The organism is Curtanaerobium respiraculi, from assembly GCF_024609215.1.
GTDB classification, from domain to species: domain Bacteria; phylum Actinomycetota; class Coriobacteriia; order Coriobacteriales; family Eggerthellaceae; genus Curtanaerobium; species Curtanaerobium respiraculi.
This window is the reverse complement of the sequence record NZ_JANIPD030000001.1, coordinates 215333-233724: the sequence shown is the minus strand read 5'-3', so window position 1 is coordinate 233724 and position 18392 is coordinate 215333. Positions and strand designations below refer to the sequence as shown.

At 63.3% G+C, this 18392-nt stretch carries 16 protein-coding genes; 12 read left to right on the top strand and 4 right to left on the bottom strand.

The genetic code is table 11. From position 1 onward, the window contains the following. Nucleotides 1–76: 76 nt before the first annotated feature. Together NOV21_RS01075 and NOV21_RS01070 are read right to left on the bottom strand one after the other, a co-directional pair. Nucleotides 77–238 (bottom strand): hypothetical protein, encoded by a 162-nt coding sequence (locus NOV21_RS01075; RefSeq protein WP_283169797.1) that lies wholly within the window; start codon nucleotides 236–238, stop codon nucleotides 77–79. A 363-nt stretch (nucleotides 239–601) separates the two neighbouring features. Further along, nucleotides 602–1432, bottom strand: a complete 831-nt coding sequence (locus NOV21_RS01070) for an MBL fold metallo-hydrolase (RefSeq protein WP_283169796.1) — start codon at nucleotides 1430–1432, stop codon at nucleotides 602–604. 68 nt (nucleotides 1433–1500) lie between these two features. Between NOV21_RS01070 and NOV21_RS01065 the strand changes: the two genes are divergently transcribed. The 4 genes from NOV21_RS01065 (at nucleotide 1501) to NOV21_RS01050 (ending at nucleotide 6509) form a co-directional block, all read left to right on the top strand. After that, nucleotides 1501–2433 (top strand): diacylglycerol/lipid kinase family protein, encoded by a 933-nt coding sequence (locus tag NOV21_RS01065; protein ID WP_283169795.1) that lies wholly within the window; start codon nucleotides 1501–1503, stop codon nucleotides 2431–2433. A gap of 67 nt (nucleotides 2434–2500) precedes the next feature. Beyond that, nucleotides 2501–3355 carry a TIGR02452 family protein gene (locus NOV21_RS01060; RefSeq protein ID WP_283169794.1) on the top strand — a complete coding sequence of 285 codons (855 nt, stop codon included), beginning with the start codon at nucleotides 2501–2503 and terminating at the stop codon, nucleotides 3353–3355. Nucleotides 3356–3529: 174 nt separating this feature from the next. Continuing rightward, complete coding sequence (locus tag NOV21_RS01055) at nucleotides 3530–4516, top strand: diaminopimelate dehydrogenase (protein WP_283169793.1); 987 nt, start codon at nucleotides 3530–3532, stop codon at nucleotides 4514–4516. A 196-nt stretch (nucleotides 4517–4712) separates the two neighbouring features. Next, nucleotides 4713–6509, top strand: a complete 1797-nt coding sequence (locus tag NOV21_RS01050) for an ABC transporter ATP-binding protein (protein WP_283169792.1) — start codon at nucleotides 4713–4715, stop codon at nucleotides 6507–6509. A 214-nt stretch (nucleotides 6510–6723) separates the two neighbouring features. Here the strand turns inward: NOV21_RS01050 and NOV21_RS01045 are convergent, their stop codons facing one another. After that, nucleotides 6724–8286: a polysaccharide deacetylase family protein gene (locus tag NOV21_RS01045; RefSeq protein WP_283169791.1), complete on the bottom strand. Its 1563-nt coding sequence runs from the start codon at nucleotides 8284–8286 to the stop codon at nucleotides 6724–6726. A gap of 324 nt (nucleotides 8287–8610) precedes the next feature. Further along, nucleotides 8611–10098: a hypothetical protein gene (locus tag NOV21_RS01040; RefSeq protein WP_283169790.1), complete on the bottom strand. Its 1488-nt coding sequence runs from the start codon at nucleotides 10096–10098 to the stop codon at nucleotides 8611–8613. A gap of 103 nt (nucleotides 10099–10201) precedes the next feature. Between NOV21_RS01040 and NOV21_RS01035 the strand changes: the two genes are divergently transcribed. The 8 genes from NOV21_RS01035 to NOV21_RS01000 all read left to right on the top strand — a co-directional run bounded on the left by NOV21_RS01035 (nucleotide 10202) and on the right by NOV21_RS01000 (nucleotide 18355). Beyond that, a complete protein-coding gene (locus NOV21_RS01035) occupies nucleotides 10202–10468 on the top strand; it encodes a YhdT family protein (protein WP_283169789.1) in 267 nt (88 codons plus the stop codon). Beyond that, nucleotides 10461–11963 (top strand): sodium/pantothenate symporter, encoded by a 1503-nt coding sequence (gene panF, locus NOV21_RS01030; RefSeq protein ID WP_283169788.1) that lies wholly within the window; start codon nucleotides 10461–10463, stop codon nucleotides 11961–11963. The genes NOV21_RS01035 and panF overlap by 8 nt, the downstream gene beginning before the upstream one ends. A 228-nt stretch (nucleotides 11964–12191) precedes the next feature. After that, the gene (locus tag NOV21_RS01025; protein ID WP_283169787.1) at nucleotides 12192–13652 is read left to right on the top strand and encodes an ammonia-forming cytochrome c nitrite reductase subunit c552; all 1461 of its coding nucleotides are present in this window, start codon (nucleotides 12192–12194) and stop codon (nucleotides 13650–13652) included. A 28-nt stretch (nucleotides 13653–13680) separates the two neighbouring features. Then, nucleotides 13681–14391, top strand: coding sequence for a cytochrome c3 family protein (locus NOV21_RS01020; protein ID WP_283169786.1), 711 nt, complete (start codon nucleotides 13681–13683; stop codon nucleotides 14389–14391). A gap of 148 nt (nucleotides 14392–14539) precedes the next feature. Then, nucleotides 14540–15229, top strand: a complete 690-nt coding sequence (locus NOV21_RS01015; protein WP_283169785.1) for a hypothetical protein — start codon at nucleotides 14540–14542, stop codon at nucleotides 15227–15229. After that, entirely contained in the window at nucleotides 15229–15855 is a 627-nt protein-coding gene (gene yihA / locus NOV21_RS01010) for a ribosome biogenesis GTP-binding protein YihA/YsxC (protein ID WP_283169784.1), read from the top strand. Before NOV21_RS01015 ends, yihA begins: the two co-directional genes overlap by 1 nt. Next, complete coding sequence (gene mobB / locus NOV21_RS01005) at nucleotides 15852–17156, top strand: molybdopterin-guanine dinucleotide biosynthesis protein B (RefSeq protein ID WP_283169783.1); 1305 nt, start codon at nucleotides 15852–15854, stop codon at nucleotides 17154–17156. Before yihA ends, mobB begins: the two co-directional genes overlap by 4 nt. 14 nt (nucleotides 17157–17170) lie before the next feature. Beyond that, the gene (locus NOV21_RS01000; RefSeq protein WP_283169782.1) at nucleotides 17171–18355 is read left to right on the top strand and encodes a 4Fe-4S binding protein; all 1185 of its coding nucleotides are present in this window, start codon (nucleotides 17171–17173) and stop codon (nucleotides 18353–18355) included. The last annotated feature ends 37 nt before the right edge of the window (nucleotides 18356–18392 follow it).

Genomic DNA, 18392 nt, shown 5'->3' with positions numbered 1-18392 from the left:
CTTCCTCATATACTCTTCCTGCCGCTTCTCGCGCAGCGGCCGCGCTCTTTTCTCATGGAATCCTCGGCGTGCGGATTCACTCCTTGATCATAAGGACCGGTTTGATGGCCGTGCCGTTCGCGGAGTCCGCGAACGCCCTCTCGATTTCGGAAATCGGGTATTTCTTCACCATCCTGTCGAAGGGGAACAAGCCTCGCTTGTAATAATCCACCAGCTTGGGGATGAAGAACTTCGACACGGCATCGCCTTCGATTATGCCTTTGATAGTGCGGCTGGGTCACAGCACGTCGAGGTTGAAGTCATCCTCCCAGTGGAATTGGTTTGCCTCGTTCGTGACCCAAGCTGACATCTTCATGGGAAATACCTCCATCTTCACGCAAAGTATGTAGCGCATACGTCCCCGTCGGAAGCTGTTCCGGCATGGCCTTGCAAGCCTCGTGTTCCGACGCGGCGCATATCGAAGAAGGGGAGAAGTACTTCACGTTCGCTTCGACGATCCCATTGTAGATGGGGATGGCCTCTCCGCCCGCTCCGTTCGGCTAACGGAAGATAGCGGGGGAACACATCGTGGGAATGTGTGGCATGGTGCTCGCGTCGGCTGTCAGCGAATCGAGACGGGGCGGTTTTGGAAGCCTGCCTGCACACGGGCAGCGTGTGCGTTGCGGTCGATCGCATTCTGCAGCGTGCGTACCGGCAGGCGGTAATCGTTGTTGTTCTGGCTGATATGCAGTGCCACCACCTCTTCCAGGCGATCGCACAGCAGCGATTCCAGCGCAGCGGCGGATTGCTCGTTCGAAAGGTGCCCCGCATCCGATGCGATGCGCGCTTTGGTGTGGGCGGGGTAGGGGCCCGCTTTGAGCATCGCCGGATCGTGGTTGCTTTCCAAGCCGAGGATGCGCACGTCGGAGAGCAGCTCGTGCGCCTGCGGCGTCACTACGCCGGTGTCGGTGGCGAACCCCACCGCATCCCCCGCCGCCTCGAAGCGGAAGCCGAACGATTCGGCTGCATCATGCGAGGTGCGGAATACGGAAACGCCCATGCCCCCGATAGTCAGCCGGTCCTCGGCGCGCATGTCTCGGATCTCGACCAGCTCTTGACGCTGCACTTCCTGGACGAACTCGCTTGCCGTCGCCACGGGGCCGCTCACGTACAGCGGCAGCATCATGCCCTGCTTCGCCAGCCCGCGCAGCATCACGCCCAAGCCCGCCGTATGGTCGCGGTGTTCGTGCGTGATGAGGATGCCCTGCAGCTTCAAGGGGTCGAATCCCATCTCGTCGCAAGCGGAAAGAAACCTCTTCTTGCTTATCCCGCAGTCGATGAGCACACCGGAACCCGCATGCACGTCTTCGATAATCGCGGCATTGCCCCTGCTCCCGCTCGCAAGGATGTGCAGGGCAAGATGCCGTGGCGGCATATGTTCGGAAAAAACCATGGCGTCCAGTATACGCTTCGGCCCAGCCTCCGTCGGATATACTTTCAGTTGGACGAGAAAGGAACGCCATGGGAAAAACGCTCGTGATCGCGAATCCGGCTTCGCACAGCGGCGCGGGGGCGGAAGCCGCCGCCGTCGTGGAAGGCAGCCTGGAATACTATGCCGACGACCCGGCCTCGTGCCATATGCTGCTGACGCGGGCAACGGGGGATGCGTTGGGATTCGCGTCCGATGCCGCCCCGTTCGACACGGTCATCGCAGTTGGCGGAGATGGCATCATCCACGAGGTGGTCAACGGCCTCATGCGCATTCCCGAAGGCGAACGTCCCCGTATGGCGGTGGTTCCCGTGGGGAGCGGAAACGATTTCGCCCGCACGCTGGGAATGGTGCGCAACGATGCCGCACGGGCGTTGCGCCAAATCTCCGGAGGGGTGGAGAGGCCCATCGACCTGGGATTGGTCGATGGGGAGACGTACTTCGCGGAAACCCTCTCGTTCGGGCTCGACGCGGCGATCGCCTTGGACACGAGCGACCGCCGCGCACGGGATGCCGTGCAGAAGGGCTCGGCGTTGTTCGCCACGTCGGGTGTGAAGATCATGGCGAGGGCGAAGGAGGGGTGGGATTATCGCCTTACCCTTGAGGGTCCCGACGGCGTCTGCCAAAAAAGCACGGGCTCGTCGATCGTCTTCGCCGTCCAGAACGGCCCGACCTACGGTGGCGGTTTTAAGATCACGCCCGCGGCGCAACCCGATGACGGGCTGCTCGACTTCTGCTGCTCGATCGGCGCGCCCTCGATTCCGTTGACGCTCGCCACGTTCGCGGCCGCCCGCTTCGGGATGCACACAAGCTCGAGTCATCTGCGGTTCGCCCAGCTGCGCCGCATGGAGGTCTCCTTTGCCACCGAGCCCCCTTCGCAGGTCGATGGGGAGCCCATCCACGGCACCCATCATATGGTGGAGGTCGTCCCCGGAGCGTTGAGGGTTGTCTTCCCGAAGGATTGACGCGCTCCGTCCGGCCCTGCCTTGCGGTATGATGGAGCGCAAAACGGCTCGATTCGGGGAGGTCGGCATGGACAAACGCGAGGCGAGGAAAGCGGAAGCGGCGAAGCACATTTCCTTGATGAAGGTTGCCTTCGGGGCTGAGACGGAAAAAAGCATCCAGGAGACGCGCGAGTACCAGGATGGGGAAGGACGTGCGCTCGAGGTTCCGGAGCCTCGGTTCGAAACCACGCAGACCGATGTGTTCACGTACCTTCTGCCGCAGGTCGCACGGCAGGCGAAGGGGCAGGTTGCGGTGGTCGATCCCGCTGCGTTCACGCGTCCCGGCGGCGCGTACGAGGACGGCTCGTTCGGCCCGGAGCAGCAGCTGTGCGCCGAGAGCAACCTGTACCCCATATTGCGCGCATTCTCGAAAACGTACTACGAGACGAATCGCCAAGAACGCCGCGGGGGGTTGCTGAGCGGCCATGCCCTGTACATTCCGGGCGTGAAATTCGTCCGCAACGGGGAGATACGCGAGGCGGGCGTCGTGGTCATTGCCGCCCCCAACCGCACGCGCGCCCTGGAGGCGAATCGCAGTGAGAAGGAATGCGCGAGCGATATGAAGGATCGCGTGGAGACGCTCCTGCGCGTCGCGGCGGCGAACGGCGCCGACTCGCTTGTGGTGAACGGCTTCGGGTGCGGCGTGGACGGATACGATCCGACGGAGGTTACCGGTCTGTTCCGCGATTGGATTGACGAGCATCCGGGCGTGTTCGAGCGCGTGCTGTTCAGCACGCGCCGCGGAGCGGAGTACGATGCGTTTGCCGTTCGATTCGCCCAGCCCGCGGCGAAAGAGCCTGCCGAGGCCGCCGATCGGGATGATGGCGAGGAAGACGTGCTCGATGGCATCGAGCTCCCCGAAGGCGTGACGCTGCGCCGATAGCCTGCTTTTTTGACACAACGTCACGGTTGGCCGTCACACGGCCGATTCGATCGACGCCGCGATGGGTTTGTGCGCAGTGCGAGGTGAAGTGCCAGTTTTTACATCCTTGCAACATGGATGGGAGGGGCGCGGCGTAAACTACGCGCAATCGAACACGACCGAAAGAGGTGCCTCATGGCGAAAACGAGAATCGGAATATTGGGCTATGGCAATCTGAGCCGCGGCGTGGAGGCGGCAGTCGCGCTTGCCGGCGATATGGAGCTTGCAGCGGTCTTCACGCGCCGCAACCCCGAAGAGCTCGCCATCGCGACGGCGGGTGTTCCCGTCTTCGCCGCATCCGATCTCGAGAAGCACGCCCAGGATATCGACGTCCTGGTTCTGGGCGGCGGAAGCGCGACCGACCTGCCCGAGCAGACCCCTGCATGCGCCAAGCTCTTCAATGTGGTCGATTCGTTCGACACCCATGCGCACATCCCACAGCACTTCGCCGCCGTGGATGCCGCCCTGAGGGAATCCGGCCATGTGGGCGTCATCTCGGCCGGTTGGGATCCGGGCCTATTCAGCCTGGCCCGCATCATCGGCAACAGCATGTTGCCGCAAGGTGCCGACTATACCTTCTGGGGCCGTGGCGTTTCCCAGGGCCATAGCGACGCGATTCGCCGGATTCCCGGCGTGGTGGATGCGCGCCAGTACACGGTGCCCGTTCCCGAAGCGCTGGAAGCGGTGCGCGCGGGCGAGGAGCCGCAGTTGACCGACCGTCAGAAGCACACGCGCGAGTGCTATGTGGTGGCGGAGGAAGGCGCCGACCTGGCAGCCATCGAAGACGCCATCGTCACCATGCCGAACTACTTCGAGCCGTACGATACCACGGTGAATTTCATCACGATGGAGGAACTCCAGCGCGACCATTCGGGCATCCCCCACGGGGGGAGCGTCATCCGCAGCGGCAGCACGGGGAACGGCGATCAGCGCCACACCATCGAATTCAGCCTGAAACTGGACAGCAATCCCGAATTCACCGGCAGTGTCCTGGTGGCGGTCGCCCGCGCCGTGGCGCGCATGGCGGCGGAGGGCGCGACCGGGTGCAAGACGATCTTCGACATCGCCCCCGCATATTATTCGCCCCTGTCCGCCGAAGAGCTTCGCGGCCATCTGCTCTAATATTCCGAACAGCTTGGGGGTTTGCCGGACCGCATGCCTTCCCCCGTGCGACGGGCAACCTGACGGCCAACCGGTGACGGCCGTCACAAGGAGGGCGTGCGAGTTCGGAGGAACTTCCGTTACGCAATCGTGGCTTGAACCGCTCGGCTCGATTCGCTACCGTGAATCGGTCAAACGAACGAGCAAGAGGTGCGGTATGGAGAAGACGAAGGACGTGCCGTCGACCACGCAGCGCACGCTGCATTACTACTGGCTGGTATCCCGCAAGCATCTGGGGCTTTTCACCGGGCTGATGGTCGCGACCATCGGGTTCGCGGCGCTGCTCTCCTACGGCAATCCGTATCTGATGAGCGCCATCGTGGACCGTGTGGGCGAGGGGCCCGTGGCGGGCGACCAGGTGTTCTCCGTATACGGGCCCTATATCGTCGCCCTGATTCTGGTGAACCTCTTCGGCCAGGCGTGCAGCAAGCTCCAGGATTACACATTGTGGAAGCTGGAGATCGCCGCATCGTACGACCTTGCCACCATGAGTTTCGACGCGTTGAGCAACCAGTCCATGAGCTTCCACAGCAACCGCTTCGGCGGCACGCTTGTCAGCCAGACCACCAAGTTCATGAACGGCTACAACCAGCTGCTCGAGACGCTGGTGTTCCCGTTCATCCCGGTCGTGTGCGCGGTGTTCTTCACCTGCTTGATCCTCTTGCCGCGCGTGCCGGAGTACGTGGCCATCTTGATGGTGCTGCTCGTCGTCTACGCGGGCGTGTCGTACTACATGTACAAGCGCATCCTGAACCTGAACGAGGAGGCGGCGGGCGCGCAGAATCAACTTTCGGGCGAGCTGTCCGATAGCGTGGCGAACATCTTGGCGGTCAAGACATACGGGCGCGAGGATTACGAGCGCGGTCTGTTCGATTCGGCGAACCGCGAGGTCGTGGCGCGCGATAGCAAGCGCATGCGGGCATCTATGATGCGCGCGATCATCACGGCGTGCATCACCGTGATCATCATGAGCGTGGTGTCGGTGTTCATCGCGGGCGGCAATGCATGGTTCGGCATCTCGGCCGGCACGTTGGTGATGATGTTCACCTACACCTACACGATCACGAACCAGTTCAACTTCATCAACACGGGATTGCAGCGCTTGAACCGGGCGTTCGGCGATGCGAGCGGCATGACCTCCGTGCTCGATGAGCCGCGCCTGGTGGCGAACGCCCCCGACGCCAAGCCCCTCGTGGTCGCCGAGGGCCGCATCGATTTCGAGGGCATCGACTTCTTCTACACCGACGGGAACGTCCGCACGCAGGTGTTCGACAAGTTCGAGCTGCATATCGCCCCCGGCGAGCGCATCGGTTTGGTGGGGATGAGTGGAGCGGGGAAGACCACGCTCACGAAGCTGCTGCTGCGCCTGTCCGACATCCAAGAGGGACGCATCCTGGTGGACGGGCAGGACGTCGCCTGCACGACGCAGCAGAGCCTACGGCGGCAGATCGCCTACGTTCCCCAAGAGAGCCTGCTCTTCCATCGCAGCGTTGCCGAGAACATCGCCTACGGCAAGCCGGATGCCACGATGGATGAGATTCGCGAGGCGGCGCGCCAAGCCAACGCGTTAGAGTTCATCGAGCAGCTTCCCCAGGGGTTCGAGACGATCACCGGGGAGCGTGGCGTGAAGCTGTCCGGAGGGCAGCAGCAACGCATCGCCATCGCGCGCGCCATGCTGGCTGACTGCCCGATCCTCGTGCTGGACGAGGCCACGAGCGCGCTCGACAGCGAAAGCGAGGCGGCCGTGCAAGACGCCCTGGCGAAGCTGATGGCGGGGCGCACCAGCATCGTGGTAGCCCATCGGTTGAGCACGGTTGCCAGCCTCGACCGCATCGTCGTGCTCGACCATGGCAAGATCGTCGAAGACGGCCCCCATGCGCGGCTCATCGCGGAGGGCGGCGAATACGCCCATCTGTGGAACCGCCAGACGGGCGCCTTCCTCGATCAGGGGTGATCGCGCATTTCCGTTTGCGAGAAGGCCCGATGCCTCGCGGGTCCGCGATCATGCTCTCGGGAAGCGGAACGCATCCGGCAAGCGGCGAATCGAATGCGCAGGCGGTTTCGATTCGCCAAGCTGGGCAGGGCCGCTCCAACCGAACCCGAAAGAGGCGCGGAGCGTCGATGCTCCGCGCCTCCTGCGTTCCATGGATGCGGGAACCAGCTTCCCGCTATGCGCTTGCGCCCTCCGGGTACTTCATCAGCTCGTCGATGGTAATGAACTTGTAGCCTTGCTGGGCGAGATAGGGCAGGGCGGTGCGCAGGCCCTCGACGGTTTGCGATCGATCGCCGCCGCCGTCGTGCATCAGCACCACCTGCCCCGGCTTGACGGATTTCAGGGCTTCGGCGATCTTCTCGGCTCCGGGCTTGCTCCAGTCCCTCGTATCCACATCCCAACCGATTTCGGCGTCGATATAGGGGTGGAGCGTCGTGATCAGCGGACCGTAGTAGTTGCCGCCGGGGGTGCGCAGCACGCGGCTCACCTGCGTGCCGAGTGCATTGTCGACCGCTTCGAGGCCCTTGGTGATCTCCTGCACCTGCTCATCGCTCGACATGTACGTGAGGTTCACGCCTTTGCCGCTGCCCGCGGCATGGTCGTAGGTGTGCGTGGCGATCTGGTTGCCGTTGTCGTGCGCTTCCCGCACGAGATCGGGGTTCTCCTCCACCTGGTTGCCGATGACGAAGAATGTTGCATGGGCGTTATATTCCGCCAGCAGGTCGATGATCTCCTTCGTGGTGGTATGCCACGGGCCGTCGTCGAAGGTGAGCGCGATGACCTTCTCGCCGCCGGTGTCGACGGTATAGCCGCGATATCCCGCGGGGACCGGCTGCTTGGTGACCTCGCTGATCCTCGCGCCCGAGACGTCGCCGATCTTCGTGGTCTGCTCGCCGTTCTCGCCGTCGGAATAGATGTGGATGGATCCCTCGTAATAGGCGGCGTTCGAGGTGGGGAGGTCACGCGTTTCGAAGGGAACCGTCTCGGTCGTCTCGGTGTACGTTTCGGTCGTATCCCCGCCGTTTGAGATCGTGATTTGGGCGCCGCGGGGCAGGAGCGCCTTCAAATCGCTGGTCGTGGTGTCCTCGTAGGTTGCCTGGAAGGGCTCGCCGCCGCCCTCCTTCGCGACGCTTCCGTCGATCGCCATCAGATTGCCGGCTTTCGGCGAAGCGTAGCCGGCATTGATGGCGTCCTGGAACGTGGCACCCGCGTTTACGCGGTGCGTGATCCCGTTGATGGATACCTCGTAGAAGGGCGGGAAGAAGATGAAGACGACGGCGGCGACGATGACCGCCAGCGCCACGATTCCGCCGACGATGCGGGGTGCCTTGCTGCGCGGCTGCCGTTTCGCGGCATTGCGTGCCGCGACCGTGTATTGATGGGGGTCGGCTGGACGCATGCCCGCGTAATTGGAGCGGGAATACTGCTGCGCCGTCTGATCGACCTGCTGCGCATGCTGCTGGTATTGCCGCTGACGGGCAGCGCGCTGCTGGGCGGCCCGCTGCTGCGCCGCCGCCCTCTGCTCGGGCGTCATACGGGCCCAAGCCTGCTGCTGCGCCGCCGCCCTCTGCTCGGGCGTCATCCGCTCCCATGCTCGGCGGCGCGCATCGAGATCGGGTTGGGCTTGGGCTTTCTGTTGCGATTGTCCGCGTGGCGGGTCGTTCGGGTTGGTGCTCGCCCCCGTTGAAGGGCGCTGGGTCGGATTGCTGTGATTATGCGCTGCGTTTTCCTCTGCCAAAGCATACCCCCTTAAGATTATTGCTTGCATTGGCAAACCATTATGCCCTATCGAGCCGGTTCATGCGCCCATGTCCTCCGTATCTTCGAGGACATTGCGCAAATCGGGCATGCGCGCAGCGCGGGGGGAGGCTGTCTGGAACCCCCCTGAGATTTCTGCTTATACGACATATAGTATTTCAAGAAACATATAGATACTCCATGATGCATGTTCGAACAGATTGATAGGGGTTTCCAGACAGCCTGGGGGGATGCCGGGCGCTCGCGGCGTTCCGCTCCGCCCGCCCGGCATCCTCGTGGGAGGCGGCATTCGCACGCGAGGGGGTTAAGGCTTCTTTGCCGGAAGATCTTCTGCGCGCAGGGCGCGCCGTGTCGATCCGATTGACTGGCGGATGTCATCCGGCGTTCTGATCCGGCGTGCCACGGGGATGGAGCAGGCGCGCTCGATGTCGTCAGTCACCGGCGAACGGTAGGTGAACAGGAACCAGTTCGCCTGCAGGCAGGTTCCCTCCATATGCAACAGCGCGTCGGCGACGTGCGCCGCATTGTGCGCCCAACCCATATGCTGCCGCAGCATGCGCAGGGCGAAGAACGCGGCATAGCATATGACGAAGTGCGCACGGACGTGGCTGGCGTGCGATACCGGGTACGGAACGGGGGCGAAGTCGGCTTCCATCACCTGGAACGGCTCCGCCAGGCGCCAGAGTTCTCGGTAGATGTTGAATATGCCCCCCGGGGACAGGTTGGTTTCGCTGCACGCGACGCATGCATATCCGCGGCTTCGCAGCACCACCTCTTTCAAGGGGACTTCGGGGAGGGCGGGTCCCAGGGCCGGCAGACGCCCCGCACGCGCTTTCATGTGGAAGTTGCCCTGCCGGCTGTCGACATATCCGTCGGGATCCCGGGCCCATGCCCGAAGGTCGTCGGATGCCCCCACGTCCTCGAACAGCACGAAGCCATGCCCCCTCGCGGCGAGCGCGCGCATGGCGAGCTCGGCTTCCGCCAGCCTTCCCGCCACCACCACGACGCGGCCCGCCCCGAAATCGTTCCTCGCCCGCTCCGCCCAGCGGGCGAGGCTCGCCGCATCGGGGGCTTCCCCGTACAGGTAGTAGCTCAAAGGCATGCTCGCGCCGTCGAGGGCGAGCGCGATCCATGCCGTCGCCCGCCCCGCCCCGCCGTCCTCCCCGGTGTCGATTTCGCCGGATGCGGCGAAGGGGAACGCGGAGACGACCAGGTAGATGCGGCTCGTGTCGTATGCGTTGCCCAGCCGCTCGTACGAGATTGCCATCGCCCGGCATATCGACTCCCTCTGGGCGGAGAAGCAATCGAGGGCGGCATATACGTCGGCGTAATCGAAATCGCAGGAACGGGGGAAGGAGGCGCGCCGTTCCCATGATTCGCGCTTGCTCGCCACGTGCATCATCCGCTCTGCGGCGAGCATCTCGAACACGCGCCCCGCTTGCGCGGGAAAGTCGGGGCGCCCGCGCCGCGCGTTGAAGAACCCCGCGATCCCCAGCGCATCCAAGCAGCCCAGCGCCACCGCCGAGCCCAGGCGCGCGGATCGCTGCCGGCCTTCGCCTATCTGCTCTTCCCTTCCAAAGGAGAGCGGAACGGCGGCTCCTTCGTCGCGCAATGCGTTCAACTGCTCTACATGGGCGCGGAAATGAGCGATGGGGTCGGGGTAGCGGTCGGCGTAGTCGTCAGCGTAGCCGATGGTCTCCACCGTGCGCGTACGCGTCCTCTTCCCATCGCGATAACTCTGCACGATGGAAAGGTAGTCCCTGCCTCCGCGATGCTGCACTTTCAGATGCATGAGGAAGTGCTCCTTCTAGTTCCCCGCATAATTTACACTCGATGGTAATTCATTTCGATGGCCACTACAATGCGAACGTCCTCCTCGAGCGAAAGGCGATGCCATGTACAGCACCTACGAAGAGAAGATGGCGCAGGCGGATCGCGAGGCGGCGGTGACGGTCGTCGCGCTGCTGCTCACCATCCTCGTATGGACCGCATGCGGCTTCGGCTTGGCGGGGCTGGATATCGAGGTGTTCCACACTCCCCTGTGGATCGTCGGCGGCACGGTAGGCACCTGGCTGTTCGCCGTCGCGGTCGCCGTCGTGCTCGGCAAGAGGGTCTTCGCCGATTTCGATCTGGGCGAGGAAGAGGGGTCCGACCATGAATAGCTCGAGCATCGCGGGCCTGCTCCCCGTCGTCGTATTCCTCGCCGTCGCCCTGGTGATCGCGCTCGCCGCGCGCCGCCAAGCTGCCGGCGCCGCCGGTGGGTTCGTGAAGGAGTACTTCATCGGCAGCCGGAGCCTGGGCGGGTTCGTGCTGGCGATGACCACCATCGTCACGTACGGATCGGTCAGCTCCTTCGTCGGAGGGCCGGGGCAGGCGTGGTCGATCGGCTTCGGATGGGTGTACATGGCATCCGTGCAGGTGACCACATTGTTCATCCTCTACGGCATCATGGGGAAGAAGATGGCGCTTATCAGCCGCAAGCTGGGAGCGGTCACGGTCATCGACGTCATCCGAGAGCGCTACCAGTCGGATTCCCTGGCGGTGGCAAGCACCCTGATAATGGTCCTGTTCTTCGCCGCGACCATGGTTGCCCAGTTCGTGGGCGGTGCCAAGCTGTTCGAAGCGGTGACCGGCTACAGCTACGTAACGGGTTTGGCGATCTTCGGCATCGCGGTCATCCTTTTCACCACCATCGGCGGGTTCCGCGGCGTGGCGTTCACCGATGCGCTCTGCGGCATCGCCATGCTGGTGGGCATCGCCGTGCTGGCGGGGGGTATCTTCAGCCAGGGCGGGGGGTATGCGAACGTCATGGACACGATCGCGTCGAACCATCCCGAGATGCTCGATCCGCTTTCGGGTGGCAATATGCCGGTGGGCCTGTATTTCACGCAGTGGCTGCTCGTGGGCGTGTTCACGTTCTGCCTGCCGCAATCGGTCGTGCGCTGCATGGGCTTCAAGGATGCGAAAGCGCTGCACCGCGCCATGATCTGGGGGACGATCATCATCGGCGCCATGATGATCGGCGTGACCAGCTTGGGCGTGTTCGCGGCGGGCATCCTCCCCGGGAGCCTTGCCGACTACGGCGGCAGCGTCGACAACATCATCCCCACCGCCATCGCGCGGAGCCTGCCGCCCTGGCTTGCGGGCATCGCGATCATCGGCCCGATCGCGGCGAGCATCTCCACCGTATCGAGCCTGCTCATCGCAAGCAGTTCCGCCATCATCAAGGATCTGTGGCTCCATCGCGAGCGGGCAAAAGGCAAGGAGATCGCCGATAGCCTGATCAGCAGTGGAAGCCAGGCTGTAACCTTCGGGATAGGCATCGTCGTCTTCGTTCTCGCCATCGTCCCCCCGAGTGTCATATGGAAGATCAACATGTTCGCATTCGGCGGGCTCGAAACGGCGTTCTGCTGGGTGTTCGTGGGCGGGCTGTTCTGGCGCCGCGCGAACAAGACGGGGGCGCTCTGCTCGATGATCGGCGGCACGGCGGCGTACTGCCTTGCGATGGCGACCGGATTCAAGGTGGCCGGGCTCCATCAGATCACGATCGGCATCACGCTGGCGCTCGTCCTCATGGTCGTGGGAAGCCTGGTGGGGAAGCCCACCGGGGGAAAGGCGCTCGCGACGTTCTTCCCCCGGGCGGAAGGGCCGGAGTAGGATTTTCGCCTACACCATAGGGAGTATAGGCCAGGCGGCGCTCTTTTCGAGGGCGCCGTTTTCCGGTTTGTGCATAATCCCAGATAAACGGTTCAATTGCGTGGACATATCAGGAAAACCCCTCATATTGCTCTGAACCAGAAGGATTACACTAGACTAATAAATGTGAAGACAATATGATTTGATTTCAAGGAAATGCAGGGGACTACTGTGCAAGGAGGGATATAAATGCTCAGTAAGCTGAGGAGCAGCAAGAAACTGCTCATCTGCATGGTTGTGGTAGTTGCCATGGCAGCGGTTGTCGCAATCGTCGGGTGCGCCCCCAAGGCGAATCCGGGGAATCCGACGCCATCGGCCTCTTCCCCGACCACCGTTCCGGAAGTCACCAAGAACGGCGTTATCTATGGTGCGGAATGGGAAAGCCAGTATCCGAACCAGGTGCGCACCTGGCAAAGCAACGATGAGAATCTCTGGTTGCCAAAGGACGGCGACGTGAACGAGATCGATAAGTTGGTCAAGTATCCCGAGATCAAGGTCTTGGGTCTGGGCTACGGCTACGCCAAGTTCTACACGGAGCCGGCGGGCCATACCTATTCGCTGTTCACGGTCACCCATCAGGGTCGTGCCACCGCGAAAGCCAAGACCGGCTGCATCGCCTGCAAGTCCGCGGAGTTCAACTACGACGTGGCGCAGTCGGGCGACAGCGAGATCTGGAGCGAGAATTTCTGGCAGTACGTGCAGAAGTACGAGGACAATATCACGTGCGCCAACTGCCATGACAACGAGGATCCTAGCGTGGTCAAGCCCACACGCCTGCAGTGGATCGAAGCATTGGGAGACGGCATCGACAAGGCCACCGCCTCGAGCGAGGCCTGCGGCCAGTGCCATTGCGACTACAGCATGGATCCGGTCACCGGTCGCCCGACCAGCCCATACGACAGCCTCGACGGCATGACGCCCGAGAAGGCCCTGCAGTGGTACGACGAGCACAACTACGTTGACTGGACCTACGCCACCACCGGCGCCAAGATGCTTGCCGTGCGCCACTCCGAGTTCGAGTACAACTACGGACCCGAAGGCGGCCACATGGGCCGGGACCTCGGTTATGATTGCGCCGACTGCCATATGGCGGTCAAGACCGCCGATGACGGCACGGCGTATCATAGCCACTACTGGGGGAGCCCGCTCGACAACCAAGAGCTCATCAACACCAACTGCTCCACCTGCCATGCGGATATCAAGGCCGAGGTAGCAGAGAAGCAGAAGAAGGAGGATGCCCATCGCCACGAGGTAGGCATGCGCGCAGCTGACTTCATCCACAACTTTGAAGACGCCATCGCCGCCGGCACCCTGACCGACGAGCAGGTCGCCCGCCTCCAGAAGATCCAGCGCGACAGCGCCTTCTACTGGAACAGCGTTGCCGCCGAGAACAGCAAGGGCGCCCATAACACCGCGCTGTACGAGAGCACCCTGCAGAAGGCCGAAGAGCTGCTCAACGAAGGCGACATGATCCTGGGCAAGGCCTCTACGGTCGAGGGCTTCCAGGCTTGGGCCGACGCCCATGCCGACGAGCTGCACAGCAAGATCACGGATGCCAGCCTGGCCGTGGCCGCTGGCGTGACCCTGCCGCAGAGCGTTGAAGCCGATGGCGAAGCCAACGACATCAACATGTTCTACGTTGCTTCTTAAAGACGCAAGTTCGAAAGGAGCGATACAGATGGCTGAACCGAAACCGAAAAAGCATAAGGGCCTTATCATCACCGCCATCGTGGTCGTCGTCCTTGTGGTTGCCGGCGTGGGTATGTACCAGTGGCATGAGCATCCGAGCTTCTGCAGCACGATGTGCCACATCGAGCAGACTTATGTGGACAACTACTCGCAAGAGAAGGGCGTGGTGGGTACCGACAAATACGGCAATGAAGTGTCGAACACCAACGCCATGATGGCAGTGCTGCACAGCCACAACAACACCACGGGCAAGAACTCGACCATCGAATGCGTGGATTGCCACGAGCCCAACATGACGGAACTCGCCACCGACGGCATGCATTATGTGGCGGGCGACTACTACCTTCCCCGTACCGAGCGCGATCTCGGGCGCATGATGAAATGGGACGGCAAAGAGGGGACCCAGTTCTGCGTGAACGAGAATTGCCACGCGTACCTGCGCGGCAGCGATGGCTTGGTGGATTACAACAAGCTGGAGAAGACCACGATCGAGATGGAATTCAACCCCCATTCCCAGCATCATGGCGATAACATCCGCGTCGAGTGCGGCGAGTGTCACAAGGGCCATCGCGCCAGCACGGTGGTGTGCTCGGGTTGCCATAACGCCAGCAACCCGGACATCCCCAGCGCGGTGCTCCCCGACGGATGGGTGAGCTACCAGGAGAGTCAGCAGATTCTCGAGGATGCCCATGCCAACTAAGGGGTAGCGGCAGGCATGTCCTGGGAGGGCGGGCGCTTCGGCGCCCGCCCTCTTCGTTACGGGTCGAAAGCAGGCGGTCCCCGCGCGGCGGGGGAATTGACGAGTCTGGTATGCTTTGCCCGAGAGATTTCGACTGAAGGGGAAGCGTATGGCCGAGGATCGAGCGAATCCACCGTTTTACAGCTTGGCGTTCACGCTGGTGGAGGCCGTGCGGGGCCGTAGTGTGTTTCGCATGGTGCAACAGGGCGACGGTCTGTACTCCCTGCATGTGGAACAGGGCAGCGGGGGCAACCCGAAGGTGAATTTCACCCGGGAGGTTCCGCAGGAAACCGCGCAGCATCTGAAGGATGCCCTGCAGGAGGCGGGCGTGTTCGGATGGGATGGATCATACGGCGCGGCACCCGGCCGTCCGACGATGCGCTGGACGTTGAACGTGGTGTTCAAAAAGGATGTGTTCTCGCTCTCCAGCGGCGGCGGCAGCGACGTGCCGGCGGCGTTCGGCGCCATGATGGAGCAATTCTACCGGCTCGATCTCCCCCGTCCCGAAGAGGATGCGACGGGCAGGGGGCCGCAAGCGGGGGCGTCGTGGCTTCCCGGAATGGACTTTTCGAAGCTGTCGTCCCTGCTTCCCGAAGGCGGGCTCGACGGGTTCGCCCTCGAGGAGATGCAGCGGGCGTTCCAGGAGGCTGCCGCCGATCCCGCGGCGTTCACGCGGCGGATGCAGGCGGAATTCCGTTCCATGCCGCCCGCGCAGCAGGCGGAGCTGCTCGATGCGCTCGAGGCGATGGGCATGGCGTCGCGCGGATGGTGGGAGAACTTCCTTGGAGGGGGCGCGTGATGAACATCAACTACCAGCTCGCCCGCTTCGTCGCAAGCTATGCAAAGCCCGAGCAGGTTCCGGCGAGCATGCGGCCGGAGGTGTCGTTCGTCGGGCGCTCCAATGTGGGGAAAAGCTCGATCATGAACAAGATCTTCCGTCGCAAGGATCTGGTGAAGGTGGGGGCGACGCCGGGAAAGACACGCGCCATCAACTTCTTCAACGTGGGCGATGTGGATTTCGTCGATCTGCCGGGGTATGGGTACGCCAAGCGGAGCAAAGCCGAGCAGGGTGCATGGAAGCCCCTGGTCGAAGGATACTTCTCGCAGAACCGCCGCTTCGCCCTCTGCGTGCTCCTGGTGGACATCCGTCACGATGCGAGCCCGCTCGACTTGCGGATGATCGAGTTTCTGCAGTTGCAGGAGATCCCCTTCATGCTGGTGTTCACCAAGGCAGACAAGCTGGGAGCAAACGCAAAGCGCAAGCAGGTGGGAGCTTTGAGCCGGCAACTCGCCGCCGCGGGCGATGCGGTCGTCGTGCCCGCGAGCAGCCTTTCGAGCGAGGGCATCGACGATGTGCGGTCGCTTATCCAAGATGCCGTCAACCAGTCGCGCTCGGCAATCCCCTCGGACGATTCCCAAGAGTGAGCGAGAAGAAGGTCTGCCACGTGACTATCTCAAGGCTTCAACTTCCCAGCCCGGCGGTTTCCATCGTTGGGCGCCACAATTCGGGGAAGACGACCCTTGTGGTCAAATTGATTTCCGAGCTGACGGCACGTGGGATCGACGTTGGGAGCATCAAGCACCATGGGCATGCGGGGTTCGACATCGACATCCCGGGTAAGGATTCTTACCGCCATCGCCAAGCGGGTGCCGCCGAGGTGGTGATCGCAGCGCCCGGCCAGATCGCCCGCATCTGCGATGTCGCCGGCGAGGTCGAATGCTCCGACCTCGTAGCCGAGATGCCGGGGCATGATATCGTCTTGGTGGAGGGGTATCGGAAAAGCGGACTCCCCTCCATCGAGATCATGCGCGCGGGGAACGTGCACGACGATGAGATCGCGGAGCTGTTTCGAAGGAATGCATACGCGGGCGTTCCTCTGACCAGCGATTTCGTCCAGGCGGGCCGAGCGTCCCAAGGAAACCCCGCCGCTTCGGATGCCGTCGGGGATCCGGGTAAGATGCCCACGAGCTCCACCGTGGCGGTGGTGTCGGACATCCCCGCCGCCCTCGAGGGGGCGGCTCGGTACGGCATCCCCTCGTTCGGCTTGGGCGATGCAGCTGGAATCTGCGATTTCCTGCAGGAGCGGTTCATGCGGCAGCGCATCTCGGTGGTCATCCAGGCGGGTGGTGAAAGCAAGCGCATGGGCCGGAGCAAGGCGACCGTACCGTTTCTGGGCCGCCCCTTGATCGTGCGCATGGTTGAGCGGATGCTCCCGGTGGCCGACGAACTGATCGTCACGACGAACGAGGCGGAGGACCTCGCATTCCTCGCGGATGCGTATCCCGGCCAACCCATCAGGCTGGTGCCGGATATCCTGCCGGTCCGCGGTGCGCTTCCCGGCGTTCTCACCGCGTTGTCCGCGGCGAAGAACGAATACGTGGCGATCATCGCCTGCGACATGCTCTTCGCCTCCGCGCGGCTGATCGCGGCGGAAAGCGCCGAGTTATCCCGCACGCTGGCGGATGCGGTGGTGCCCGTGAACAAGCACGGATACGAGCCCATGCACTCCCTCTACCGCAAAAGCACCTGCCTGCCCGCGGCGCAACGCCTCGTCGAAGGGGGCGACCTGCGAGCGCAGTCCCTGTTCGAGCACATCGTCATCGCGCCGTTCACGCAGCCGCGCGTGCTGCGCGCCGAGCCCATGGGGGGCTGCTTCGTCAACGTGAACACCCCCGCGGAGCTGCATGCGGCCGAGGAATACCTGCTTGCGAACGAAACGGAGTAGGGCAAGGAGCGTCTATGCCATCGATAAACGATATCGTCGAAATCGCCCAGGAACTTGAGAGCAAGCCCGTCCTCATCCTCTCCGAGAAATGCGTCGCCGTGCGCAACCGCAATTCCAGTTGCACGCGGTGCATCGATGCCTGCCCGGCGGGCGTGGTAGACGTGCGCGACAACGTGCTCTCGATTCGATTCGACGGTTGCGTGGCGTGCCAGGCGTGCTGCACCGCCTGCCCGACTGGGGCGCTGATGCCCCTGCAGCCCATGGATGCCGACCTTATGGCCCAGGTCGCCGACGGGATGCGGGCGCTGGAAGGCACGGCCGTCATCGCCTGCGCGCGCATATCGAGCCGCCGCGAAGCGGACCCGCGCACCTACGCCGAGGTACCGTGCCTGTGCCGTGTGGACGAGAGCGCCATCGTCGACGCGGTCTCCGAAGGGGCGGGCGAGGTGCTTCTCGTGGACGGCGGGTGCCGAACCTGCCGTTACCGCGATACGCAGGGGACGACCGATACCGTGGTGGGGGGCGCTAAAGAACTGCTGGGAATATGGGGGAGCGGGGCGCGGGTACGCCGCGCGAGCGCCTTTCCCGAGGCATGCCTGCTGTCCGAGCGCGACCGCCGCCGCATGAAGGGGGAGAGCCGCCGCAAGTTCTTCGGGGCGGCGCGCGATGATGCGAAGAAGGCCGCCAGCGTGACATTGGCTCAGCAGCTCAAGCTGGATGAGGGCAAGGCGGCCCCGACATTGCGCGATATGTTCGCGGTGCATGGCGATCGGCAGACGCTGCCGCAGTTCCATGCGCAACGGCAATTGGACCTGATGAACGCCCTCGACCGGATCGGCGAGCCCGCACCGGCGGACGAGGAGATCACCACGCGCCTGTGGGGGAAGGTGACCATCGATGCCGATACGTGCACCGCTTGCGGAATGTGCCTGATGTTCTGCCCCACGGGGGCTCTGCACGCCGCCCCCGACGAGGATGCGCGCCTTGAGGGATGCGATGCGCTGTACGAACATTGGGCGGCGGAGTGCACACAATGCCGCCTCTGCGAGGACTCGTGCCTGAAGAATTGCCTGCAGGTGTCCGACGAACTGGTCCCCTCCCAGCTCGTCGATTTCGAACCGCGCTCCTTCCGCCTGACCCGCCGCACGGATAACGGCATGTTCGGGGCGGGCTTCATGAGCCCCCGCTCGCGGTCTTAGGCGCCACATCCCGCCCGAGCATGATATAATGGCGCTC